The following is a 17,698-nucleotide window of genomic DNA, read 5'->3' on the forward strand; positions in this document are numbered from 1 at the left end:
CGAAAGGGGTTCCCCCTTTCCTCCCCACCCCCCGTCCCTGCACGAAGCAGAAAGGGAAGGGTTTTGTGTGCCTTTTGGGAGGCCAAAGCACGCAAACACCCCCTTGTTCGCCACCAGGCCGGGACGGGTCAGCCCGCGAGGTAGCGGGCGTACGCGCCGGTGGTGAGGAACGGCGGGAACTCCTCGCCCAACGCCACCTCGCGGAAGAGGGCCGCGGCGTCGTCGAAGCGGTCGCCGGCGGACCGCGGCAGGCCGCGCAGGACGTCGCGGAGCACGGCCTCGCAGCGCACCCGGGTGATGGGCAGGCCGTCCTCCGTCGTCGTGCCCGACGCGACCCACTGCCACACCTGCGACCGGGAGATCTCGGCCGTGGCGGCGTCCTCCATCAGGTGGTCGATGGCCGCCGCGCCGGTGCCCCGCAGCCACGACTCGACGTACCGCAGCCCCACGGACACGTTGGTCCGCAGCCCGGCCGCCGTGACGGTCGCGCCCTCGCGCCGCGCCGAGGCGACGTCGAGCAGCTCGGCCTGGCCCACCTCGACGTCGTCGCGCAGCCGGTCCACCTGGTTCTCGCGCTCGCCGAGCACCTCGTCGAACGCCCCGCGCGCCACCTCGACCAGGTCCGGGTGAGCCACCCAGGTGCCGTCGAAGCCGGCCGCGGCCTCGCGGGTCTTGTCGGCCCACACCTGCTCGACGGCGCGCTCGGTCACCTCGGGGGAGCGGCGGTCGGGGATGAAGGCGCTCATCCCGCCGATGGCGTGCGCCCCGCGCTTGTGGCACGTCGCGACGAGCAGCTCCGTGTACGCCTGCATGAACGGCGCCGTCATCGTGACCTGACCACGGTCGGGCAGCACGTACGACGACCCCCTCTTTCGGAAGCACTTGATCACGCTGAACAGGTAGTCCCAGCGGCCCGCGTTCAGCCCGGCGCAGTGGTCGCGCAGCTCGTAGAGGATCTCCTCCATCTCGAACGCGGCGGGCAGCGTCTCGATCAGCACGGTGGCGCGGATCGTGCGGCGGGGGAGGCCGAGAGCCTCCTGCGCCGCCTCGAAGACCTCGTTCCACAGCCGCGCCTCGCGGTAGCCCTCGAGCTTCGGCAGGTAGAAGTACGGCCCGCGCCCGCGGGAGATCAACTCGTGGGCGTTGTGGAACAGGTAGAGGCCGAAGTCGACCAGCGTGCCGGACGCCGGCTGCGTCGACCCGTCCGGGCCGGTGTAGGCCAGGTGCGACTCGAACAGGTGCCACCCGCGGGGGCGGAAGACGATCGTCGGCAGCTCGGTGAGGTCGGTGGAGCGCAGGGCGTACCGCTTGCCCGCCGGGTTGGTGAAGGTGAGCGTGCCGCGGATCGCGTCGTGCAGGGCGAGCTGGCCCTCCACGACGTTGCGCCACGTGGGCGACTGCGCGTCCTCGGCGTCGGCCAGCCAGCACCGGGCGCCCGAGTTGAGCGCGTTGATCGTCATCTTGGGGTCCGTCGGGCCCGTGATCTCGACGCGGCGGTCGCTCAGCCCCGGCGCCCCGGCCGCGCCCGCGACCCGCCAGGACGGGTCGTCGCGCACGGGCCGGGTGGCCGGGTGGAAGTCCGGGTCGTCTCCGTCGGCGATGCGCCGCATGCGGCGCTGCCGCTCGAGCAGCAGCTCGGTGCGGTCGTCGGCGAAGCGGTCGTGCAGCATCGCCAGGAACGCCAGCGCCTCTGGGGTGAGGATCTCCTCGTCGCGCGCCTCCAACGGGGCGGTGACGGTGAGGTGCCCCTCCGCGAGCGACGTCCCGCCCCAGACGAACGGGTCGGTCGCGGTGTCGGCGAGCGGCGTGCCGACGGCGGGCGCGACGGCGGGCACGGGGGCGGTGGTCGGGGACGTGAGCGTGGTCATGGCGTGCCTCCGGTCTGTCGGGGCTGGTCGTGGCTGGGGAGGGAGCGGGGGTGACCCGCTCAGAACTGCGCGGCCTCGGTGGAGCCGGCGAGCGCGAGGGTGGCGGCGTCGGGGTTGAGCGCCGTCGACACGCGGTCGAAGTAGCCGGTGCCGACCTCGCGCTGGTGCTTGGTGGCGGTGTAGCCGCGCTCCTCGGCGGCGAACTCCGCCTCCTGGAGCCGCACGTAGGCCGACATCTGCTCCCGGGCGTACCCGTGGGCGAGGTCGAACATCGAGTAGTTGAGGGCGTGGAAGCCGGCCAGGGTGATGAACTGGAACCGGAAGCCCATCGCGCCCAGCTCGCGCTGGAACTTCGCGATCGTGTCGTCGTCCAGGTGCTTCTTCCAGTTGAACGACGGCGAGCAGTTGTAGGCGAGCATCTGGTCCGGGAAGTCGGCCTTGACGGCCTCGGCGAACGACCGCGCGAGCTCGAGGTCGGGGGTGCCGGTCTCCATCCAGATGAGGTCGGCGTACGGGGCGTAGGCCTTGGCCCGCGCGATGCACGGCTCGACGCCGTTGCGCACCTCGTAGAAGCCCTCGCCGGTGCGCCCGCCGGTGAGGAACGGGCGGTCGCGCTCGTCGACGTCGGAGGTGAGCAGGGTGGCCGCCTCGGCGTCCGTGCGGGCGATGACGACGCTCGGCACGTCGGAGACGTCGGCCGCGAGCCGCGCCGCGTTGAGCGTGCGCACGTGCTGCTGGGTGGGGATCAGCACCTTGCCGCCCAGGTGGCCGCACTTCTTCTCGCTGGCGAGCTGGTCCTCCCAGTGCACGCCCGCCGCGCCCGACGCGATCATCGACCGCATCAGCTCGTACGCGTTGAGCGGGCCGCCGAACCCGGCCTCCGCGTCGGCGACGATCGGGGCGAGCCAGTCGCGGGTCGGGGCGCCGTTCTCGGACACGTCGATCTGGTCGGCGCGCAGGAGCGCGTTGTTGATGCGGCGCACGACGGCCGGCACCGAGTTGGCCGGGTACAGCGACTGGTCCGGGTAGGTCTGGCCCGCGAGGTTCGCGTCGCCGGCCACCTGCCAGCCCGACAGGTAGATGGCCTGCAGGCCCGCCTTGACCTGCTGCACGGCCTGGTTGCCGGTCAGGGCGCCGAGGGCGTTGATGAAGTCCTCCTCGTGCAGCTGGCGCCACAGCCGCTCGGCGCCGCGCCGGGCCAGGGTGAACTCCTCGCCGACCGAGCCGCGCAGCGCGACGACATCCTCCGCGGTGTAGTCGCGGGTGATGCCGTCCCAGCGCGGGTCGGCGGCCCACTGCTCGGCGAGCTGCGTGGCCGTCTGGGCCTGGTCGCCGGCGCGGGTGGTGCTGCGGGAGTCAAGGATGGCGGTCATGTCGAGCCTCTTTCGTGTGTCTCGGTCGTCGGGGGCGGTGCCGATGACCACGACCCTCGCGCGCCGCGCCACCCCGCGGCCAGGAATCCTGGGGAGAAATATCGAGGTTCTTCTCCTGGACGGAAGGTGTGCCGCGTGTCACCCTCGAGCATGGCCATCTCGACCGAACCGCGGCCCGGTACCCGGGACGACGCGGCGCTGCCCCTCGAGCGGGAGGCCGACGCCCTGACGATCGGCCGCCGCATCCGGCATCTGCGCACCCGCCGCGGCATGACGCTCGAACAGCTCGGCGACGCCATCGGACGTGCGCCGTCGCAGGTCTCGATGCTGGAGAACGGCAAGCGCGAGCCCACCATCGCGCGCCTGCAGGCGGTGGCCCGCGCGCTCGGGGCGAGCGTCGAGGACCTCCTCTCCGCCGAGCCGCCCTCGCACCGCGACGCGCTGGAGATCGAGCTGGAGCGCGTGCAAAGGGGGTCGCTCTTCTCCGCGCTCGGGGTGCGCCCCGTGAAGGTGGGCAAGTCGCTGCCCACGGACGCGCTCGAGGCGATCGTGGGGCTGCAGCGCGAGCTGGAGCGCCTGCACTCCGAGCGCGCGCTCACGCCGGAGGAGGCGCGCCGGGCGAACACCGAGCTGCGCGCCGACATGCGCGCGCAGGACAACTACTTCCCCGACCTGGAGATCGTCGCCCGCGGCCTGCTCGACGACGTCGGCCACGGCCGCGGGCCGCTGCCCCAGCGAGCGGTCGGCGAGCTGGCCGCCCATCTCGGGTTCTCGATCCACTACGAGCCGGACCTGCCCCAGTCCACGCGCGCCGTCATCGACCGGCTCCACCGCCGGGTGTACCTGCCGAGCAACGGGATCCGCGGCCGGTCGGAGGCGCGCTCCGCGGTGCTGCAGGCCCTCGCCTCGCACGTGCTGGACCACGCGGAGCCGCGCGACTACCGCGAGTTCCTGCGCCAGCGCGTCGAGGCCAACTACCTGTGCGCGGCCCTGCTCGTGCCCGAGCGGGAGGCGGTGAAGCAGCTGCGCGAGGCCAAGGAGGCCCGGTCCATCTCGCTCGAGGACCTGCGCGACGCGTTCGCCGTCTCCTACGAGACGGTGGCCCACCGCTTCACGAACCTGGCGACCCGGCACCTGGGCATCCCGGTGCACTTCATGAAGGTCCACGAGTCGGGGGCGATCCACAAGGCGTACGAGAACGACGGCGTGCGGTTCCCCGCCGACCCGCTGGGCACCGTGGAGGGGCAGCACGTGTGCCGGCACTGGACCGCCCGCGTGGTGTTCTCCGTCGCCGACCGGCTCAGCCCGTACTACCAGTACACCGACACCCCGACCGGCACGTACTGGTGCACCTCCCGCGTGCAGGACACCGCCGACGGGCGGTTCTCGGTGAGCGTGGGCGTGCCGTACGCGCAGGTCAAGTGGTTCCTCGGTCGGGAGACGACGGCGCGCAGCACGTCGCGCTGCCCCGACGACGGCTGCTGCCGGCGCCCTGCCGAGCCGCTCGCCCGTCGCTGGGACGGCCACGCGTTCCCCAGCGCCCGCCCGCATGCCTCGATGCTCGCGGCGATGCCGTCCGGCGCGTTCCCCGGCGTCGACACGACCGAGGTCTACGAGTTCCTGGAGCGGCACGCGCCGACGGCGGACGGCTGACGGCGAGCAGGCGGTTGAGCACGTTCTGAGCCGTCATTCGGTGCGGAAGCGCCTGGTCGGCGAGCGGTGGTGGGCGCTCAGTCGTGCCAGGCGCCGACCCAGTCGTCCCAGCGGGGGCCGTCGCCCAGGCCGTCGCCGTCGCCGGCCCGGGTGCGCAGGCCGGCGAGGACGAGGCGGAGGTAGCGCAGGTGCAGCGCGTCCGCCTCGGCGCGGGGGAAGGGGAGCGCGGGGCGCAGGTGGAGCAGCAGCTGCATGACGTCCGCGGTGGTGAACCCGGTCGGCACCAGGCCGCCGGCGCGGTCGTACGCGACCAGCCTTTCGAGGCCGACGCGCAGGTCGCGGGTCGCTTCGGCGAGGTCGTCGGGGAGCGGACCGCCCGCCCCCGGCGGTCGCAGGATGGGGCCGGTCGCGCCGGTGATCTGCCGCGCGAGGAACGTGCCGACGGCGCCGTCGGCTTCGGGCACCCCGTCGGTCCCGCACTGGTCCGCCACCTCGGTCGCCAGCCGCGCCGCCTCGCGCACGGCCTGCACGTGGAGGGCCTCGACCAGGGCCTCCTTGGTGGGGTAGCGGCGGTAGACCGAGCCGACGCCGACGCGGGCGTGCCGGGCGACGTCGGCCATGGAGGCGCCGTGCCCCTGCGCGGCGAAGACCTCGCGCGCCGCGGCGAGCACGGCCGTGTCGTTGGCGCGCGCCTCGCGCAGCCGGCCGGGCAGCGGGCGGTCCTCGGCGGGCTCGTCGGCGGTGGGGGCGGAGGGCATGGGCTCACGGTAGCCGCCGCCTGGGTGCTAAGGTGAATCGGAACGAGCATTCCGTTCCGTTTCGATCGGCGCCGCGCGACGAGGCGCAGCCACCCCCACCACAGAGAGCGAGCACGACCGTGCCTCCGTCCAGCCCCGCGCCCGACGCCGCCCCCGGCCAGCCCGCCGACGCCACCGTCGAGCGACACTCCGGCCGCGTGATCTTCGCGCTGAGCGCGGCCGTGCTCGCCTTCTCGCTGATGCAGACGCTCGTCGTCCCCGCGCTGCCGACCCTCGGCAGGGAGCTGGGCGCGACGGCGCAGGGCACCGGCTGGATCCTCACCGCGTTCCTGCTCGCCGGGGCGGTCTTCGCGCCCGTGGTCGGCAACCTCGGCGACCGGTTCGGGCATCGTCGCGTGCTGCTCGGCACGATCCTCGTGTTCGCGGCTGCGACCCTGCTGGCCGCGGCCGCGCCCACACTCGGGGTGCTGCTCGTGGCGCGCGTCGTGCAGGGCGTGAGCACCGCGACGTTCCCCCTCGCCCTGGCGATCGCCCGCTCCACGCTGTCCGGGCCGCGGCTCGCGTCGGCGTTCGGGTGGATCCCCGGGATGATCGGGCTCGGGGCGGGCGCGGCGCTGGTCGTGGGCGGCGTCGTCGTCGACGCGCTCGGCTGGCGCTGGCTGTTCGTGCTCGGAGCGGCGCTGATCCTCGGCTCCGGCGCGCTCGTCGCGGCCTGGGTGCCGCGCGGCGGCGCGCCCGCCGTGCAGCGCCGGACCGACTGGCCCGGCATCGCCCTGCTCGCCGGCGGGCTCGTCGGCGTGCTGCTCGCCGTCTCGCAGGGCGGCACGTGGGGCTGGGGCTCGCCGCGGACCGTCGTCGTCGGTGCGGTCGGCCTCGTGCTGCTCGCCGTGCTGGTCCTCGTCGAGCGGCGCACGGCCGCGCCCGTCGTCGACGTACGCACCTTCCGCCACGGGCCGATCGTGCTCGTCAGCCTCCTCACCGTGGCCGTGGGCTTCGTGCCCTACGTCTGCTACGTCGCGCTGCCCCTGCTCATGCAGGCCCCGGCGAGCACCGGCTACGGGCACGGCATGAGCGTCACCGTCTCGGGGCTGGCGATGCTCCCCAGCGCGGTGCTCGTCTTCCTCGGCGGGCGCGCCACGCCGGCCCTGGTGCGGCGCATCGGCCCGGGCGGCACCGGGGCGGTCGCGGCCGGCGTCATGGCCGTCGGAGCGGTCGGCCTGGCCCTGTGGCCGGCGACGCCGTGGGCCGTCGTCGTGGCGTTCTCCGTGCTCGGCCTCGGCAACGGCATCGGGTACGCGATCTGCGCGCAGCTCGTCGTCACCTGGTCGCCGCCCACCGAGACCGGCGCCGCCACCGGCCTGAACAGCGTGGTGCGCACCGTCGGCTCCGCGGCGGCCGCCCCGGTGGTCACCGCCCTCATCGCCGCGGGCGCGACCGACCCGGCCGGCGCCTACTCCGCCGCGTTCTGGGTGGCGACGGTCGTCAGCGTCGTCGGCGTGCTGGTCGCCCTCGTGCTCGTGGCGCGGTCGCGGGTCGCGGCGGGCGGCTGAGCCGTCCGCGGGCGGCGCGGTCTCAGGGTCGCCCCAGGGTCGAACCGGGGGCACACCCCATGGTGGCGGGCTGTGCTCCCGGCGGAGGCTGGGACGCATGATCGACGCGATCGCCTCGCTGTGGGCCCAGCTGGAGAGCACGCTGTTCGCGCTCGTCTCCTCCGCCTGGGCGTTCCCCGCGCTGTTCGCGTCCACGGCCGCCGACGGGTTCTTCCCGCCCGTGCCCGGCGAGACCGTGATCATCATGCTGGCGGTCGGCGCCGAGACCGGGCAGGGCGTGAACCTCGCCCTCGTCGTGCTCGTGGCGGCGCTCGGCGCATGGTGCGGCGACCAGGTGGCCTACGCCCTCGGCCGGGCGCTCGGCACGACGCGGGTGCCGTTCCTGCGCGGCCCGCGCGGCCAGCGCGCCGTCGCCTGGGCGGGCCGCTCCTTCGAGCGCCGGGGTGCCTCCGTCGTCCTGGGCGCGCGGTTCGTGCCCGTCGGACGGATGGCGGTGAACGTCACCGCCGGCGCGGTGGGCTTCTCGCGGCGCCGCTTCATGGGCCTGTCCGCCGTCGCGTCCCTCGCGTGGGCGTGCTGGTCGGTGCTGATCGGCGTGGTGGCGGCGGCGCCGCTCGGCGACCAGCCGCTGCTCGCCGTCGCGGTCGGCATCGTCGTGGGCACGGTGCTCGGCCTCGTCGTCGATCGGGTCCTCACGGCCTGGGGAGCCCGCGGACGCCGTGCCGCCCCGGCGACGCCGGCGGCCCTGGTGGAGCAGCGCGAGCCGGCGCTCGCGGGCGGCTCCGCGCCGCGGGTCCCCGCCCGCGGCGCGGCAGCCCTCAGTGCTCCTGCCTGTCCTTCTCGTCCCCGATGAAGTCCTCGACGGCGTCGTCCACGCCGTCGAGGTTCATGTCCGCGGCGCGGGCGCGGCGGGCGTCCCACCGCAGGGTGAGGGCGCCCAGCAGCGCCGCGATCACGGAGCCGAGCAGGATGGCGGCCTTGGCGCCCTCGGTGTGCTCCGAGGCGTGCCCGAACGACAGCTCCGCCACCAGCAGCGCCACCGTGAACCCGATGCCGGCGAGGAAGCCGACGGGCAGCAGGTCGCGCACGCCGATGCCCTGCGCCAGCCGCAGCGGGGTGAGCCGCGTGACCAGCGCCGTCGTGCCGAGCACCCCGACGAGCTTGCCGACCACGAGACCGATCGTGATGGCCGGGACCACCGGCTGGCCGAGGATCTCCGTGACTCCGCCGCCGTCGACCACGTCGACGCCGGCCGCGAAGAAGGCGAACACCGGCAGCGCGACCCCCTGCGACCAGGGCTTGACCGCATGCTCGTAGCGGTGCGTGCGGGGGGCCGCCTCGCCGTGGGTGGGCCGGGCCGCGACGGTGAAGCCCATGAGGACGCCGGCCACGGTCGCGTGCACCCCCGAGGCGTGCATGAACGCCCAGGCCACCGCGAACAGGGGCACGAGCATCCACCAGTACGGCCGGCGGGACCGCACGACCAGGCCGAACAGCACGATCGCGACGAGCGAGGCGGCGAGGTAGCCGAAGTTCAGGGACTCCGTGTAGAAGACGGCGATGACGATGATCGCGAGCAGGTCGTCGACGACCGCGAGGGTGAGCAGGAACGTCCGGACCGCGGCCGGCAGCCCCTTGCCGAACACGGCTAGCACGCCGAGCGCGAAGGCGATGTCGGTGGCCGTCGGGATCGCCCAGCCCTGGAGAGCTCCGGGCTCGCCGAGCCCGACGACGATCACCGAGTACAGGACGGCGGGCACCGCCATGCCCCCGACGGCGGCGAGCATCGGCACACCCGCCTCCTTCGGGCTGCGCAGGCTCCCGGCCACGAACTCGTGCTTGAGCTCGACGCCGACGACGAAGAAGAAGATGGCGAGCAGGCCGTCGGCCGCCCACTCCGCCACCGTGAGGTCGAGGTGCACGGACAGCGGCCCCAGCCGGTCGAAGCCGAGCACCGCCTCGGACAGGGCGAAGTACGACTCGCGCCACGGGGCGTTCGCGCAGATCAGTGCCAGGAGCGCGGCGCCGATGAGGAGCGCCCCGCCGGTGGTCTCGCGCGAGGCGAAGCGGCGGAGCCGGGTGCCGAAGGGCTGGGTGGCGGTCTCGGAGGTCAGGGTGGTTCTCCTGTCCGGTCGTGGGGTCGCTGTTCTCCCGGCGTCGCAGCCGGTGCCACCGACCAGACTTCCCGGCTCACCGCGGGTCAGCCTAACGTCCGTGGGACCGCGCGACGGCGTCGGCGGTCAGGGCGCCTCGCGCGCCATCGTGACGAGCCGCGTGAGGGTGTTCCAGTTGCGGGCCGTGGTCCAGGTTCCGGCGGCCCTGTCGACCAGCGCGGGGGTGAGCTTCGACCGGCCGATGCCGACCACGTAGTCCACGACGAGCACGCCGTCCACGACGGCGACCCGCTCCGGCCGGTCCTCCACCAGCCGCGCGAGCGCGTCGGCGTCCACGCGGTCGGGGCCCACGTGCACCTGCACGTGGGAGGGGTGGTCCGCGGTGGCGTCGGGGAACGGGTCGGCGTCGAGGAGGGCGGCGGCCCGGTCGGAGGTCAGGGCGACGGCGCGCACGTCCCCTCCGAGGCGGTGGGACAGGGCCGCCTCGACGCGTGCGGCGACGCCGTCGTCGCCCACGTCCGCGGTGCCGACGAGGTTGCCGCTGTTCGCGTAGGTCCGCGGGTCGGCGAGGCCCGCCGCCGTGGCGGCCTCGCGCAGGTCCGCGGCGCTCACGCGGCGGTGGGGGCCGAGGTTCACGCCCCGCAGCAGGACGACGTAGGCGGTGCGTGCGGGCTCGGGAGATGCCATGCGCCCATGGTGCTCGCCGGGACGCCCTGCGGCGCGCCGGAGTCCGGCGCGTGAACGACGGGTGACAAGTTCTCCGACCCGCCGGGGTGGGGGTGGTGGCGCGAATCACAGCGTCGTAGTTTGGCGCCAGGGACGGCGTCCCGGCCGTCCTCGGAAGAAGGGGAGCTCGCCGTGGCCCGAACCGCACCCGTCCCTGAGCGGGACACCGTCGACACCGTCGACCCGGACGGCACCGCCCGTCGGACGTTCGTCGTCGACACGTCCGTGCTGTTGTCCGACCCCCGGGCGATCTACCGCTTCGCCGAGCACGACGTCGTCCTGCCGGTCGTCGTCGTCACGGAGCTGGAGGCCAAGCGCCACCACGCCGAGCTCGGCTACTTCGCCCGCAGCGCGCTGCGGATGCTCGACGACCTGCGCGTGAAGCACGGCCGCCTCGACGCCCCGATCCCGGTGGGCGACGTGGGCGGCACGCTGCGCGTGGAGCTCAACCACACCGACTCGCAGGTGCTGCCGGCGGGCTTCCGGCTCGGCGACAACGACACGCGGATCCTGTCCGTCGCGGCGAACCTCGCCTCGGAGGGTCGCGACGTCACCGTGGTCTCCAAGGACCTGCCGATGCGGGTCAAGGCGTCGGCCGTCGGCCTGCGCGCCGAGGAGTTCCGCCACGAGCTCGCCGTCGACTCCGGCTGGACCGGGATGCGCGAGATCGACGTCGCCGACGAGCAGGTCGCCACCCTGTACGACGGCGGCGAGGTGGAGCTGGCCGCCCTCGACCCGGAGGTGGTCGAGGCGGCGTCGCCGCTGCTGTGCCACACCGGCCTGGTCGTCCACTCGCCGGGCGGCTCCGCCCTCGGTCGCGTCACCGCCGACAAGACGGTCCGGCTGGTGCGGGGCGACCAGGACGTGTTCGGCGTGCACGGCCGGTCGGCCGAGCAGCGTGTCGCCATCGACCTGCTGCTGGACCCGGAGATCGGGATCGTGTCGCTCGGCGGACGAGCCGGCACGGGCAAGTCCGCGCTGGCGCTGTGCGCCGGGCTGGAGGCCGTCCTCGAGCGGCGCCAGCACCGCAAGATCCTCGTCTTCCGGCCGCTGTACGCGGTGGGCGGCCAGGAGCTGGGCTACCTGCCCGGGTCCGAGTCCGAGAAGATGAACCCCTGGGCGCAGGCCGTGTACGACACCCTCGGCGCACTCGTCTCGCCGGAGGTCGTGGACGAGGTCATCGACCGCGAGATGCTCGAGGTGCTCCCGCTCACGCACATCCGCGGGCGCTCGCTGCACGACGCGTTCGTCATCGTGGACGAGGCCCAGTCGCTGGAGCGCAACGTGCTCCTCACGGTGCTGTCGCGCATCGGGCAGGCCTCGCGCGTCGTGCTCACGCACGACGTCGCCCAGCGGGACAACCTGCGGGTGGGCCGGCACGACGGCGTCGCGGCGGTCATCGAGGCGATGAAGGGCCACCCGCTCTTCGCGCACGTCACGCTGACCCGGTCCGAGCGGTCGCCCGTCGCGGCCCTCGTCACCGAGATGCTGGAGTCACTGGAGATCTGACGGCTGCGCCCGCGCCGCCGGTCAGACGGGTGCCGGAGCACCCGGCGCCGTCTGCCGGCGGCGCGGGTGCACCAGCACGACCGCGAGCACGCCGACCACGGCGCCGAGCACGGTGTCGAGGGCGCGCGAGGCCGCGATCCCGGCGGGGTCCACCGACCCGCCGAGCGACGTCATCAGCAGCGCCATCGGCGTGATCGTGAGCATCGCCAGCCCGTAGTGGCGCCCGACGACGACCTCCGTGACGACCTGCAGCACCACGACGACGACGCAGGTGGCGGCGAACGACAGGTGCGCCGCCAGCAGCGGCCAGGCCAGGAGGGCGCCCAGCACGGTGCCGCCACCGCGCTGCAGGGCGCGGACGGTCGCGTGCCGGGTGCTCGTGCCCTGCAGGGTGGCGGTGGCGCCGAGCTGGGCCCAGGCCGGGTGGCTGAGGCCGACGGCGAGCGTGCCGGCGCCGGCGACGAGCCCCGCGAGCACCACGCGGACCCCGGAGAGGCGCCATCCGGGCGCGCGCCAGCCGGCCCGCAGGTCGTCGACCAGGCGGCGGCGCGGGGACAGGTCGGCGGCGGGGGCGGTGGTGGCGCCGCGCTCCGAGGCGGACGTGGAGTCCAGGGCCGCGGCGAACGCGGCGAGCTCGGCGGCGAGCACGCGGGCGGTGTCGCGCGTGCGGCGGTGGGACAGGTCGTCGGCGAGCACGTCGCGGGCCCGCGCCACGGCGGCCGAGGCCACCCGCGCGGCGTCGGGGCCGGCGTCGGGTCCGGCGTCGAACGACCGGCGCACCGCGTCCGCGGCCCGGCGGACGGCGAGGCGGGCCGGCGCGCTCGGCCGCACGAGATAGCCGCTCATCCCGACGATCCAGGCCACGGCCGCGCCGAGCGCGAACGCGGTGCCGCGTTCGGCGACGTCGGACCACCCGAGCGGCCCGACCATGCCGCCGGCGGCCGCGAAGACGACGATGCTCGCCCCGGGGGGCCCGGTGCGGACCAGGGCGGACAGCGCGGTCGCGCCCCCCGCGACGAGCGCCACCACGGCGAGGACGACCAGCGTGGGGGCGCCTGCGGCCGTGAGGCTCGACGTGACGAGGAAGGCGGCGACGAAGACGACGGCGGTGCCGGTCAGCAGGGCGGCGCGGCGGCGGTACGGCTCGTACCGGCCGTACAGGATGACGAGCGCGCCCAGGGAGGCGAAGGCGGCCAGGTCGGTGCGCCCGACGGCGGCGCTGAGCGTGAGGACGACGGCCGCGGCGGCGCCGACCCGCAGCGCGGCGGCGAGCGTGGCGTCGGCAGGGTTGATGCGGAGCGCGGCGCGCAGGTGGGCGGGGTCGAGGACGTCGCGGGCGCTGGTGAGCACGGGGGAGGGTGCGGGGGAGGAGGGCATTGCGGACCATAATAGTTCACCGGTAAATCATCATGGAAGGATTCGCGGTGTGACCTCTATCCTGGTCGCCGTGGACTACATCGAGCGCGTGCGCGCGCAGTGGGCCGAGCGGCTGCCCGAGGTGGACACGTCCCCGGCCGACGTCGGGGCGCGGGTCCGGCGGATCGCGGCGCTCCTCGAGGCGGAGGTCGCGGACGACCTCGCGAGCCACGACGTCACGCGCGCCGAGCTCGACGTCCTCACCGCGCTGCGCCGCTCCGGGCGGCCGCTGCGCGCCGGCGAGATCACCACGATGACCGGCTCGCCAGGCGCGTCGATCACCAAGCGGCTCGACCGGCTGGAGCGCGCCGGCCTCGTGGAGCGTGCCGTGCACGAGCGCGACAAGCGGGGCGTCCTGGTGGCGCTGACCGGCGAGGGGGAGCGGCTCGTCGACGAGCTGTTCCCGCGGCAGGTCGGGCACGAGCGGGCGGCCCTGGTGGACCTGTCCGAGACTGAGCGGACCGAGCTCGGCCGGCTGCTCGCCGTCGTCCTGCGGCGGCTGGACCCGAAGGACTACTGACCGCGGGGAGGCGCCGCGCGTCTCAGGTGGAACCCCCCAGCCCCGCGCCCCGAGGGGCGCCTCCCCGCGTACGGCCGACAGTAGCAGGTGAGGTTAGCCTTACCAATCCCAGCGTCGAACGCGGGCCACCCCGGAGACGTCGACGGCGGCGCCCCCCGAGGGGGAGCGCCGCCGTCGCGGGGCAGGGACGTCAGGCCTGCGGGGGCTTCGTCATCGACAGCACGTCGAGGGCCGAGTCGAGCTGGGCCTCCGTGACCTCGCCGCGCTCCACGAAGCCGAGGTCGACGACGGCCTCGCGCACCGTCATGCCCTGCTTCACCGAGTGCTTCGCGACCTTCGCGGCCGCCTCGTAGCCGATCACGCGGTTCAGCGGCGTGACGATCGACGGCGACGACTCCGCGAACGCGCGGGCCCGGTCCACGTTGGCGGTGATGCCCGAGACGGTCTTGTCGGCCAGGACACGCGAGGCGTTGGCGAGCAGGCGGGTCGACTCCAGCACGCCCTGCGCGATGACGGGGATCTGCACGTTGAGCTCGAACGACCCGCTCGCGCCGGCCCACGCGACGGTGGCGTCGTTGCCGATCACGCGCGCGGCGACCATGAGCACGGCCTCCGGGATCACCGGGTTGACCTTGCCCGGCATGATCGAGCTGCCCGGCTGCAGGTCGGGGATGGCGATCTCGCCGAGGCCGGTGTTCGGGCCCGAGCCCATCCAGCGCAGGTCGTTGCAGATCTTCGTGATGGACACCGCGATGGTGCGCAGCGCGCCGGACAGCTCGACGAGGCCGTCGCGCGCCGACTGCGCCTCGAAGTGGTCGCGCGCCTCGGTCAGCGGCAGGCCCGTGTCCTCGCGCAGCAGCTCGATGACGCGCTGCGGGAAGCCAGCGGGGGTGTTGATGCCGGTGCCGACGGCCGTGCCGCCCAGCGGTACCTCGGCGGCGCGGGGCAGCGCCGTCTCCACGCGCTCGACGCCGTAGCGGATCGCGGCCGCGTACCCGCCGAACTCCTGCCCGAGGGTCACGGGGGTGGCGTCCATGAGGTGCGTGCGGCCCGACTTCACGACCGTGGCGAACTCGTCCGCCTTCGCGCCCAGGGCGTCGGCCAGGTGCTTCAGCGCCGGGACCAGGTCGTTGATCGCGGCGGCGGTGGCGGCCACGTGGACGGACGTCGGGAAGACGTCGTTCGACGACTGCGAGGCGTTGACGTGGTCGTTCGGGTGCACGTCCTTGCCGAGCGAGCGAGTGGCCAGCGTGGCCAGCACCTCGTTGGTGTTCATGTTGGACGACGTGCCGGAGCCCGTCTGGAACACGTCGATCGGGAAGTGCGCGTCGTACGCGCCCGAGGCGACCTCGTCGGCGGCGGCGACGATCGCGTCGGCGACGTCCTGGTCGAGCACGCCCAGCTCGGCGTTGGCGCGCGCCGCGGCCTTCTTGATCCGGGCCAGGGCCTCGATGTGCCCGCGCTCGAGCGTGGTGCCGGAGATCGGGAAGTTCTCCACGGCGCGCTGCGTCTGCGCGCGGTAGAGGGCGTGCGCCGGGACGCGCACCTCGCCCATCGTGTCGTGCTCGATGCGGTACTCGGTCTCGCCCGCGCCGGACGCGCCGGGGACGACGGTGTCGGAAGTCATGCCTCTATCGTGCCGCACCCGCGGGACCGGTCCGTCGTGAGCCGGGTCACGCCCGCCCGTCGGTGGCCGCCGCCAGGATGGACCCGTGACCTTCACCCACGTGGTCCTGTACCGCGCGATGAACCTGGGACACCGCGGCAGCCCGGTGCGCGCCGCGCTCGAGGGCGCGCTGCTCGACGGCGGCGCGGCGGCCGTGCGCTCCTTCCAGACCAACGGCACCGTGCTGCTCGACGTCGGGCCGGGCGGGGACGCCGCGGCGGTCGCCGTCGTCCGGGCGGCGGCGCCGGTGCTCGCCGACGGGTGCGGCTACGCGGGGGCGGCGCTGGTGCGCTCGCTCGACGACGTGGCCGCCGCCGTCGAGGGCGACCCGTTCGCCCTCACGCGCGACGAGCGCACGTACCGCGAGACGGTGACCTTCGTCGACGGCGGGGATCCGTTGTCCGTGGCGCTGCCGTGGACGGACCCGCGCGACCTGCTCGACCTCGTGGCCGCCCGGCCGGGGGTGGTGCTCGGCGTGGCACGCGGCGGGCCGGGCGCCGGGGGCGACCCGAACTCCGCCGTCGAGCGGTTCACCGGGGGAGTCGCGACCACCCGGACCCTCGGCACCGTGCGGCGGCTGCTCGCCGCCGCACGGGACTGAGGATCCCGTTCCGGGAGGCCGTGGTCAGGATCGGTCAGCCGACCGGCTGCTCGCCGACCTCGCCGTCGACCGCCACGAGGCGGGCGCTGCCGTCGTCCAGGTCGTAGACCACGCCGACGACTGCGAGCCGGCCCGCGTCGACGGCCGCGGCGATCGCGGCCGAGTAGCCCCGCAGCAGGGCCACGGTGTGCTTGACGTGCTCCGTGCGGAGCACGTCGACGTCGATCGGGCCGTCGATGCCCTGGCGGCTCGTGAGCTCGGCGACGGACGGGATGACCTTGTCCACGACGGCGCGCACGAAGCCGGGAGGCTGCTCGCCCGTGCTGAGCGTGTGGGCCGTCGCCGCGACCGCGCCGCACGAGTCGTGCCCGAGCACCACGACGAGCGGCGTGTGCAGCACCTCGGTGCCGTACTCGATGGAGCCGAGCACCGTGGTGTCCACGACGTGCCCCGCCGTGCGCACCACGAAGACGTCGCCCAGGCCCTGGTCGAAGATGATCTCCGCGGCGACCCGCGAGTCCGAGCAGCCGAAGATCACGGTGTGCGGGTGCTGGGTGGTGCGCAGCTCGTGCCGGCGGACGGCGTCCTGGTCCGGGTGGTCCGGCTCGTCGCGGACGAAGCGGCCGTTGCCTGCGCGCAGCCGCTCCCAGGCCTCGGTGGGCGTGAGGGTCGCGTCGGGCGTGCTGCTCATGCGTGCTCCTTCGTGGTGGGGTCCAGCTCCCGGGCCCAGGGCGGGTTGGCGCCGGCACGCGAGACGGTCACGGCGGCGACGGCGGCGCACCGGGCCAGCAGCCGCTCGGTGTCGGCGACGGGGATCGTGCGCAGCGCGTCGCGCCGGGAGGCGCCGAGCAGGTCGGTGGACCACAGGCCGTCGAGGAGGGCTCCCATGAAGGAGTCTCCCGCGCCGACGGTGTCGACCACGTCGACCCGCGGGGCAGTGACCGCGACCTCGCCGGCCGCCGTGACCGCCGTCGCGCCCTCGCCGCCGAACGTCACCACGACGAGCGCCGGCCCCGTCGCCTGCCACGCGCGGGCGACCTCCAGCGGGTCGGAGCCGGGCGCGAGCCACGCGAGGTCCTCGTCGCTCACCTTGACGACGTCGGACAGCGCCACGAGCTCCTCGACCCGGGGGCGCACCGCGGCGGCGTCGCCCATGAGCGCGGGGCGGGCGTTGGGGTCGTAGCTGACCGTCGCGACGCGGCGCGCGTCCTCGAGCACCCGGCGCACGGCCGCGTCGCCGGGGGCGAGCATCGCCGCGATGGAGCCCGTGTGCACCGCGAGCGTCTCGTCGGTCGCTCCCGCGCCCGCGGGCACCTGCCACTCGAGGTCGAACTCGTAGGTGGCGGCGCCCGTCGCGTCGAGGGTCGCCTGCGCGACGCTCGTGCGGTCCGCGCCGTCGCTGCCCGGCGCCAGCGCCACGCGGGACTCGGCGAGCCACGCCCGCACGTCGTCGCCGCGGGCGTCGCGGCCGAGCCACGTCGCGAGCCGCACGTCGCGGCCCAGCCGGCCCAGGGTCAGGGCGACGTTCGCCAGGCTGCCGCCGGGGTGCTCCTCGCTCGTCCCGTCGGGGCGGTGCACCACGTCCACCAGGGCCTCGCCGACGGCGAGCACGTGCGCGCTCACGCGTCGCCCTCCTCGGTCTCGGCGGCGGTCCCGGGCTGGGGCTCGGCGTCCGCCCGGGCTGCCGCGAGGCGCTCGCGCGCGCCGTCGAGCCACTCCTGGCAGCGGGCGGCGAGGGCCTCGCCGCGCTCCCACAGGGCGAGGGACGCCTCGAGCGGCTCGCTGCCGGCCTCGAGCCGGGCGACGACCTGGACCAGCTCGTCGCGGGCCTGCTCGTAGCTCAACAAGGAGATCTCTGTCGGGGCGTCGGGGTTCGCGTCGGTCACGGGGGACAGTCAACAACATGGCGCCGACGCCATGACAGCGCCGTCCACCCGGCGGTCG

Annotated in this window: 16 protein-coding genes; 6 read left to right on the plus strand and 10 right to left on the minus strand. The window is 74.8% G+C overall.

All coding sequences use genetic code 11. The annotated features are described in order from the left end of the window. Nucleotides 1–128 precede the first annotated feature (128 nt). Both aceB and aceA read right to left on the minus strand, forming a co-directional pair. A complete protein-coding gene (gene aceB / locus ACWF41_RS11315; protein ID WP_380325781.1) occupies nucleotides 129–1,868 on the minus strand; it encodes a malate synthase A in 1,740 nt (579 codons plus the stop codon). Nucleotides 1,869–1,927: 59 nt separating this feature from the next. Then, nucleotides 1,928–3,241, minus strand: a complete 1,314-nt coding sequence (gene aceA / locus ACWF41_RS11320; RefSeq protein WP_380325784.1) for an isocitrate lyase — start codon at nucleotides 3,239–3,241, stop codon at nucleotides 1,928–1,930. 150 nt (nucleotides 3,242–3,391) lie between these two features. On the opposite strand from aceA, the gene ACWF41_RS11325 reads away from it, so the two are divergent. Then, nucleotides 3,392–4,894 (plus strand): helix-turn-helix domain-containing protein, encoded by a 1,503-nt coding sequence (locus ACWF41_RS11325; RefSeq protein WP_380325796.1) that lies wholly within the window; start codon nucleotides 3,392–3,394, stop codon nucleotides 4,892–4,894. A gap of 77 nt (nucleotides 4,895–4,971) precedes the next feature. On the opposite strand, the gene ACWF41_RS11330 is transcribed toward ACWF41_RS11325, so the two are convergent. After that, nucleotides 4,972–5,652, minus strand: a complete 681-nt coding sequence (locus ACWF41_RS11330) for a TetR/AcrR family transcriptional regulator (protein ID WP_380325787.1) — start codon at nucleotides 5,650–5,652, stop codon at nucleotides 4,972–4,974. Nucleotides 5,653–5,771: 119 nt separating this feature from the next. On the opposite strand from ACWF41_RS11330, the gene ACWF41_RS11335 reads away from it, so the two are divergent. Next, nucleotides 5,772–7,202, plus strand: coding sequence for an MFS transporter (locus ACWF41_RS11335; RefSeq protein WP_380325790.1), 1,431 nt, complete (start codon nucleotides 5,772–5,774; stop codon nucleotides 7,200–7,202). A 97-nt stretch (nucleotides 7,203–7,299) separates the two neighbouring features. After that, the gene (locus ACWF41_RS11340; RefSeq protein WP_452182543.1) at nucleotides 7,300–8,055 is read left to right on the plus strand and encodes a DedA family protein; all 756 of its coding nucleotides are present in this window, start codon (nucleotides 7,300–7,302) and stop codon (nucleotides 8,053–8,055) included. On the opposite strand, the gene nhaA is transcribed toward ACWF41_RS11340, so the two are convergent. Further along, nucleotides 8,021–9,406 (minus strand): Na+/H+ antiporter NhaA, encoded by a 1,386-nt coding sequence (gene nhaA / locus ACWF41_RS11345; protein ID WP_380326928.1) that lies wholly within the window; start codon nucleotides 9,404–9,406, stop codon nucleotides 8,021–8,023. The two genes, ACWF41_RS11340 and nhaA, sit on opposite strands and share 35 nt — an antisense overlap. A gap of 36 nt (nucleotides 9,407–9,442) precedes the next feature. Then, nucleotides 9,443–10,003: a DUF1697 domain-containing protein gene (locus tag ACWF41_RS11350; RefSeq protein ID WP_380326922.1), complete on the minus strand. Its 561-nt coding sequence runs from the start codon at nucleotides 10,001–10,003 to the stop codon at nucleotides 9,443–9,445. Between the two features lie 171 nt (nucleotides 10,004–10,174). Between ACWF41_RS11350 and ACWF41_RS11355 the strand changes: the two genes are divergently transcribed. Next, nucleotides 10,175–11,551: a PhoH family protein gene (locus tag ACWF41_RS11355; RefSeq protein WP_380326925.1), complete on the plus strand. Its 1,377-nt coding sequence runs from the start codon at nucleotides 10,175–10,177 to the stop codon at nucleotides 11,549–11,551. 21 nt (nucleotides 11,552–11,572) lie between these two features. Here ACWF41_RS11355 and ACWF41_RS11360 read toward each other — a convergent pair whose 3' ends face one another. Further along, nucleotides 11,573–12,928, minus strand: a complete 1,356-nt coding sequence (locus tag ACWF41_RS11360) for an FUSC family protein (protein WP_380327114.1) — start codon at nucleotides 12,926–12,928, stop codon at nucleotides 11,573–11,575. Between the two features lie 49 nt (nucleotides 12,929–12,977). On the opposite strand from ACWF41_RS11360, the gene ACWF41_RS11365 reads away from it, so the two are divergent. Then, nucleotides 12,978–13,487, plus strand: a complete 510-nt coding sequence (locus tag ACWF41_RS11365; RefSeq protein WP_380327117.1) for a MarR family winged helix-turn-helix transcriptional regulator — start codon at nucleotides 12,978–12,980, stop codon at nucleotides 13,485–13,487. A gap of 190 nt (nucleotides 13,488–13,677) precedes the next feature. Here the strand turns inward: ACWF41_RS11365 and ACWF41_RS11370 are convergent, their stop codons facing one another. Then, nucleotides 13,678–15,114 (minus strand): class II fumarate hydratase, encoded by a 1,437-nt coding sequence (locus ACWF41_RS11370; protein WP_380317314.1) that lies wholly within the window; start codon nucleotides 15,112–15,114, stop codon nucleotides 13,678–13,680. Nucleotides 15,115–15,199: 85 nt separating this feature from the next. Between ACWF41_RS11370 and ACWF41_RS11375 the strand changes: the two genes are divergently transcribed. Beyond that, a complete protein-coding gene (locus tag ACWF41_RS11375) occupies nucleotides 15,200–15,754 on the plus strand; it encodes a DUF1697 domain-containing protein (RefSeq protein WP_380317317.1) in 555 nt (184 codons plus the stop codon). Between the two features lie 34 nt (nucleotides 15,755–15,788). Here the strand turns inward: ACWF41_RS11375 and ACWF41_RS11380 are convergent, their stop codons facing one another. From ACWF41_RS11380 to ACWF41_RS11390, 3 genes are read right to left on the minus strand one after another with little or no spacing between them, the layout of a single operon-like run. Then, nucleotides 15,789–16,445, minus strand: a complete 657-nt coding sequence (locus tag ACWF41_RS11380; RefSeq protein WP_380317320.1) for a carbonic anhydrase — start codon at nucleotides 16,443–16,445, stop codon at nucleotides 15,789–15,791. Next, nucleotides 16,442–17,377, minus strand: a complete 936-nt coding sequence (locus ACWF41_RS11385; protein WP_380317323.1) for a carbohydrate kinase family protein — start codon at nucleotides 17,375–17,377, stop codon at nucleotides 16,442–16,444. Before ACWF41_RS11385 ends, ACWF41_RS11380 begins: the two co-directional genes overlap by 4 nt. Next, entirely contained in the window at nucleotides 17,374–17,640 is a 267-nt protein-coding gene (locus ACWF41_RS11390) for an exodeoxyribonuclease VII small subunit (protein ID WP_380317326.1), read from the minus strand. The genes ACWF41_RS11385 and ACWF41_RS11390 overlap by 4 nt, the downstream gene beginning before the upstream one ends. Nucleotides 17,641–17,698 lie beyond the last annotated feature (58 nt).

This window comes from Isoptericola sp. NPDC055063, assembly GCF_053608125.1.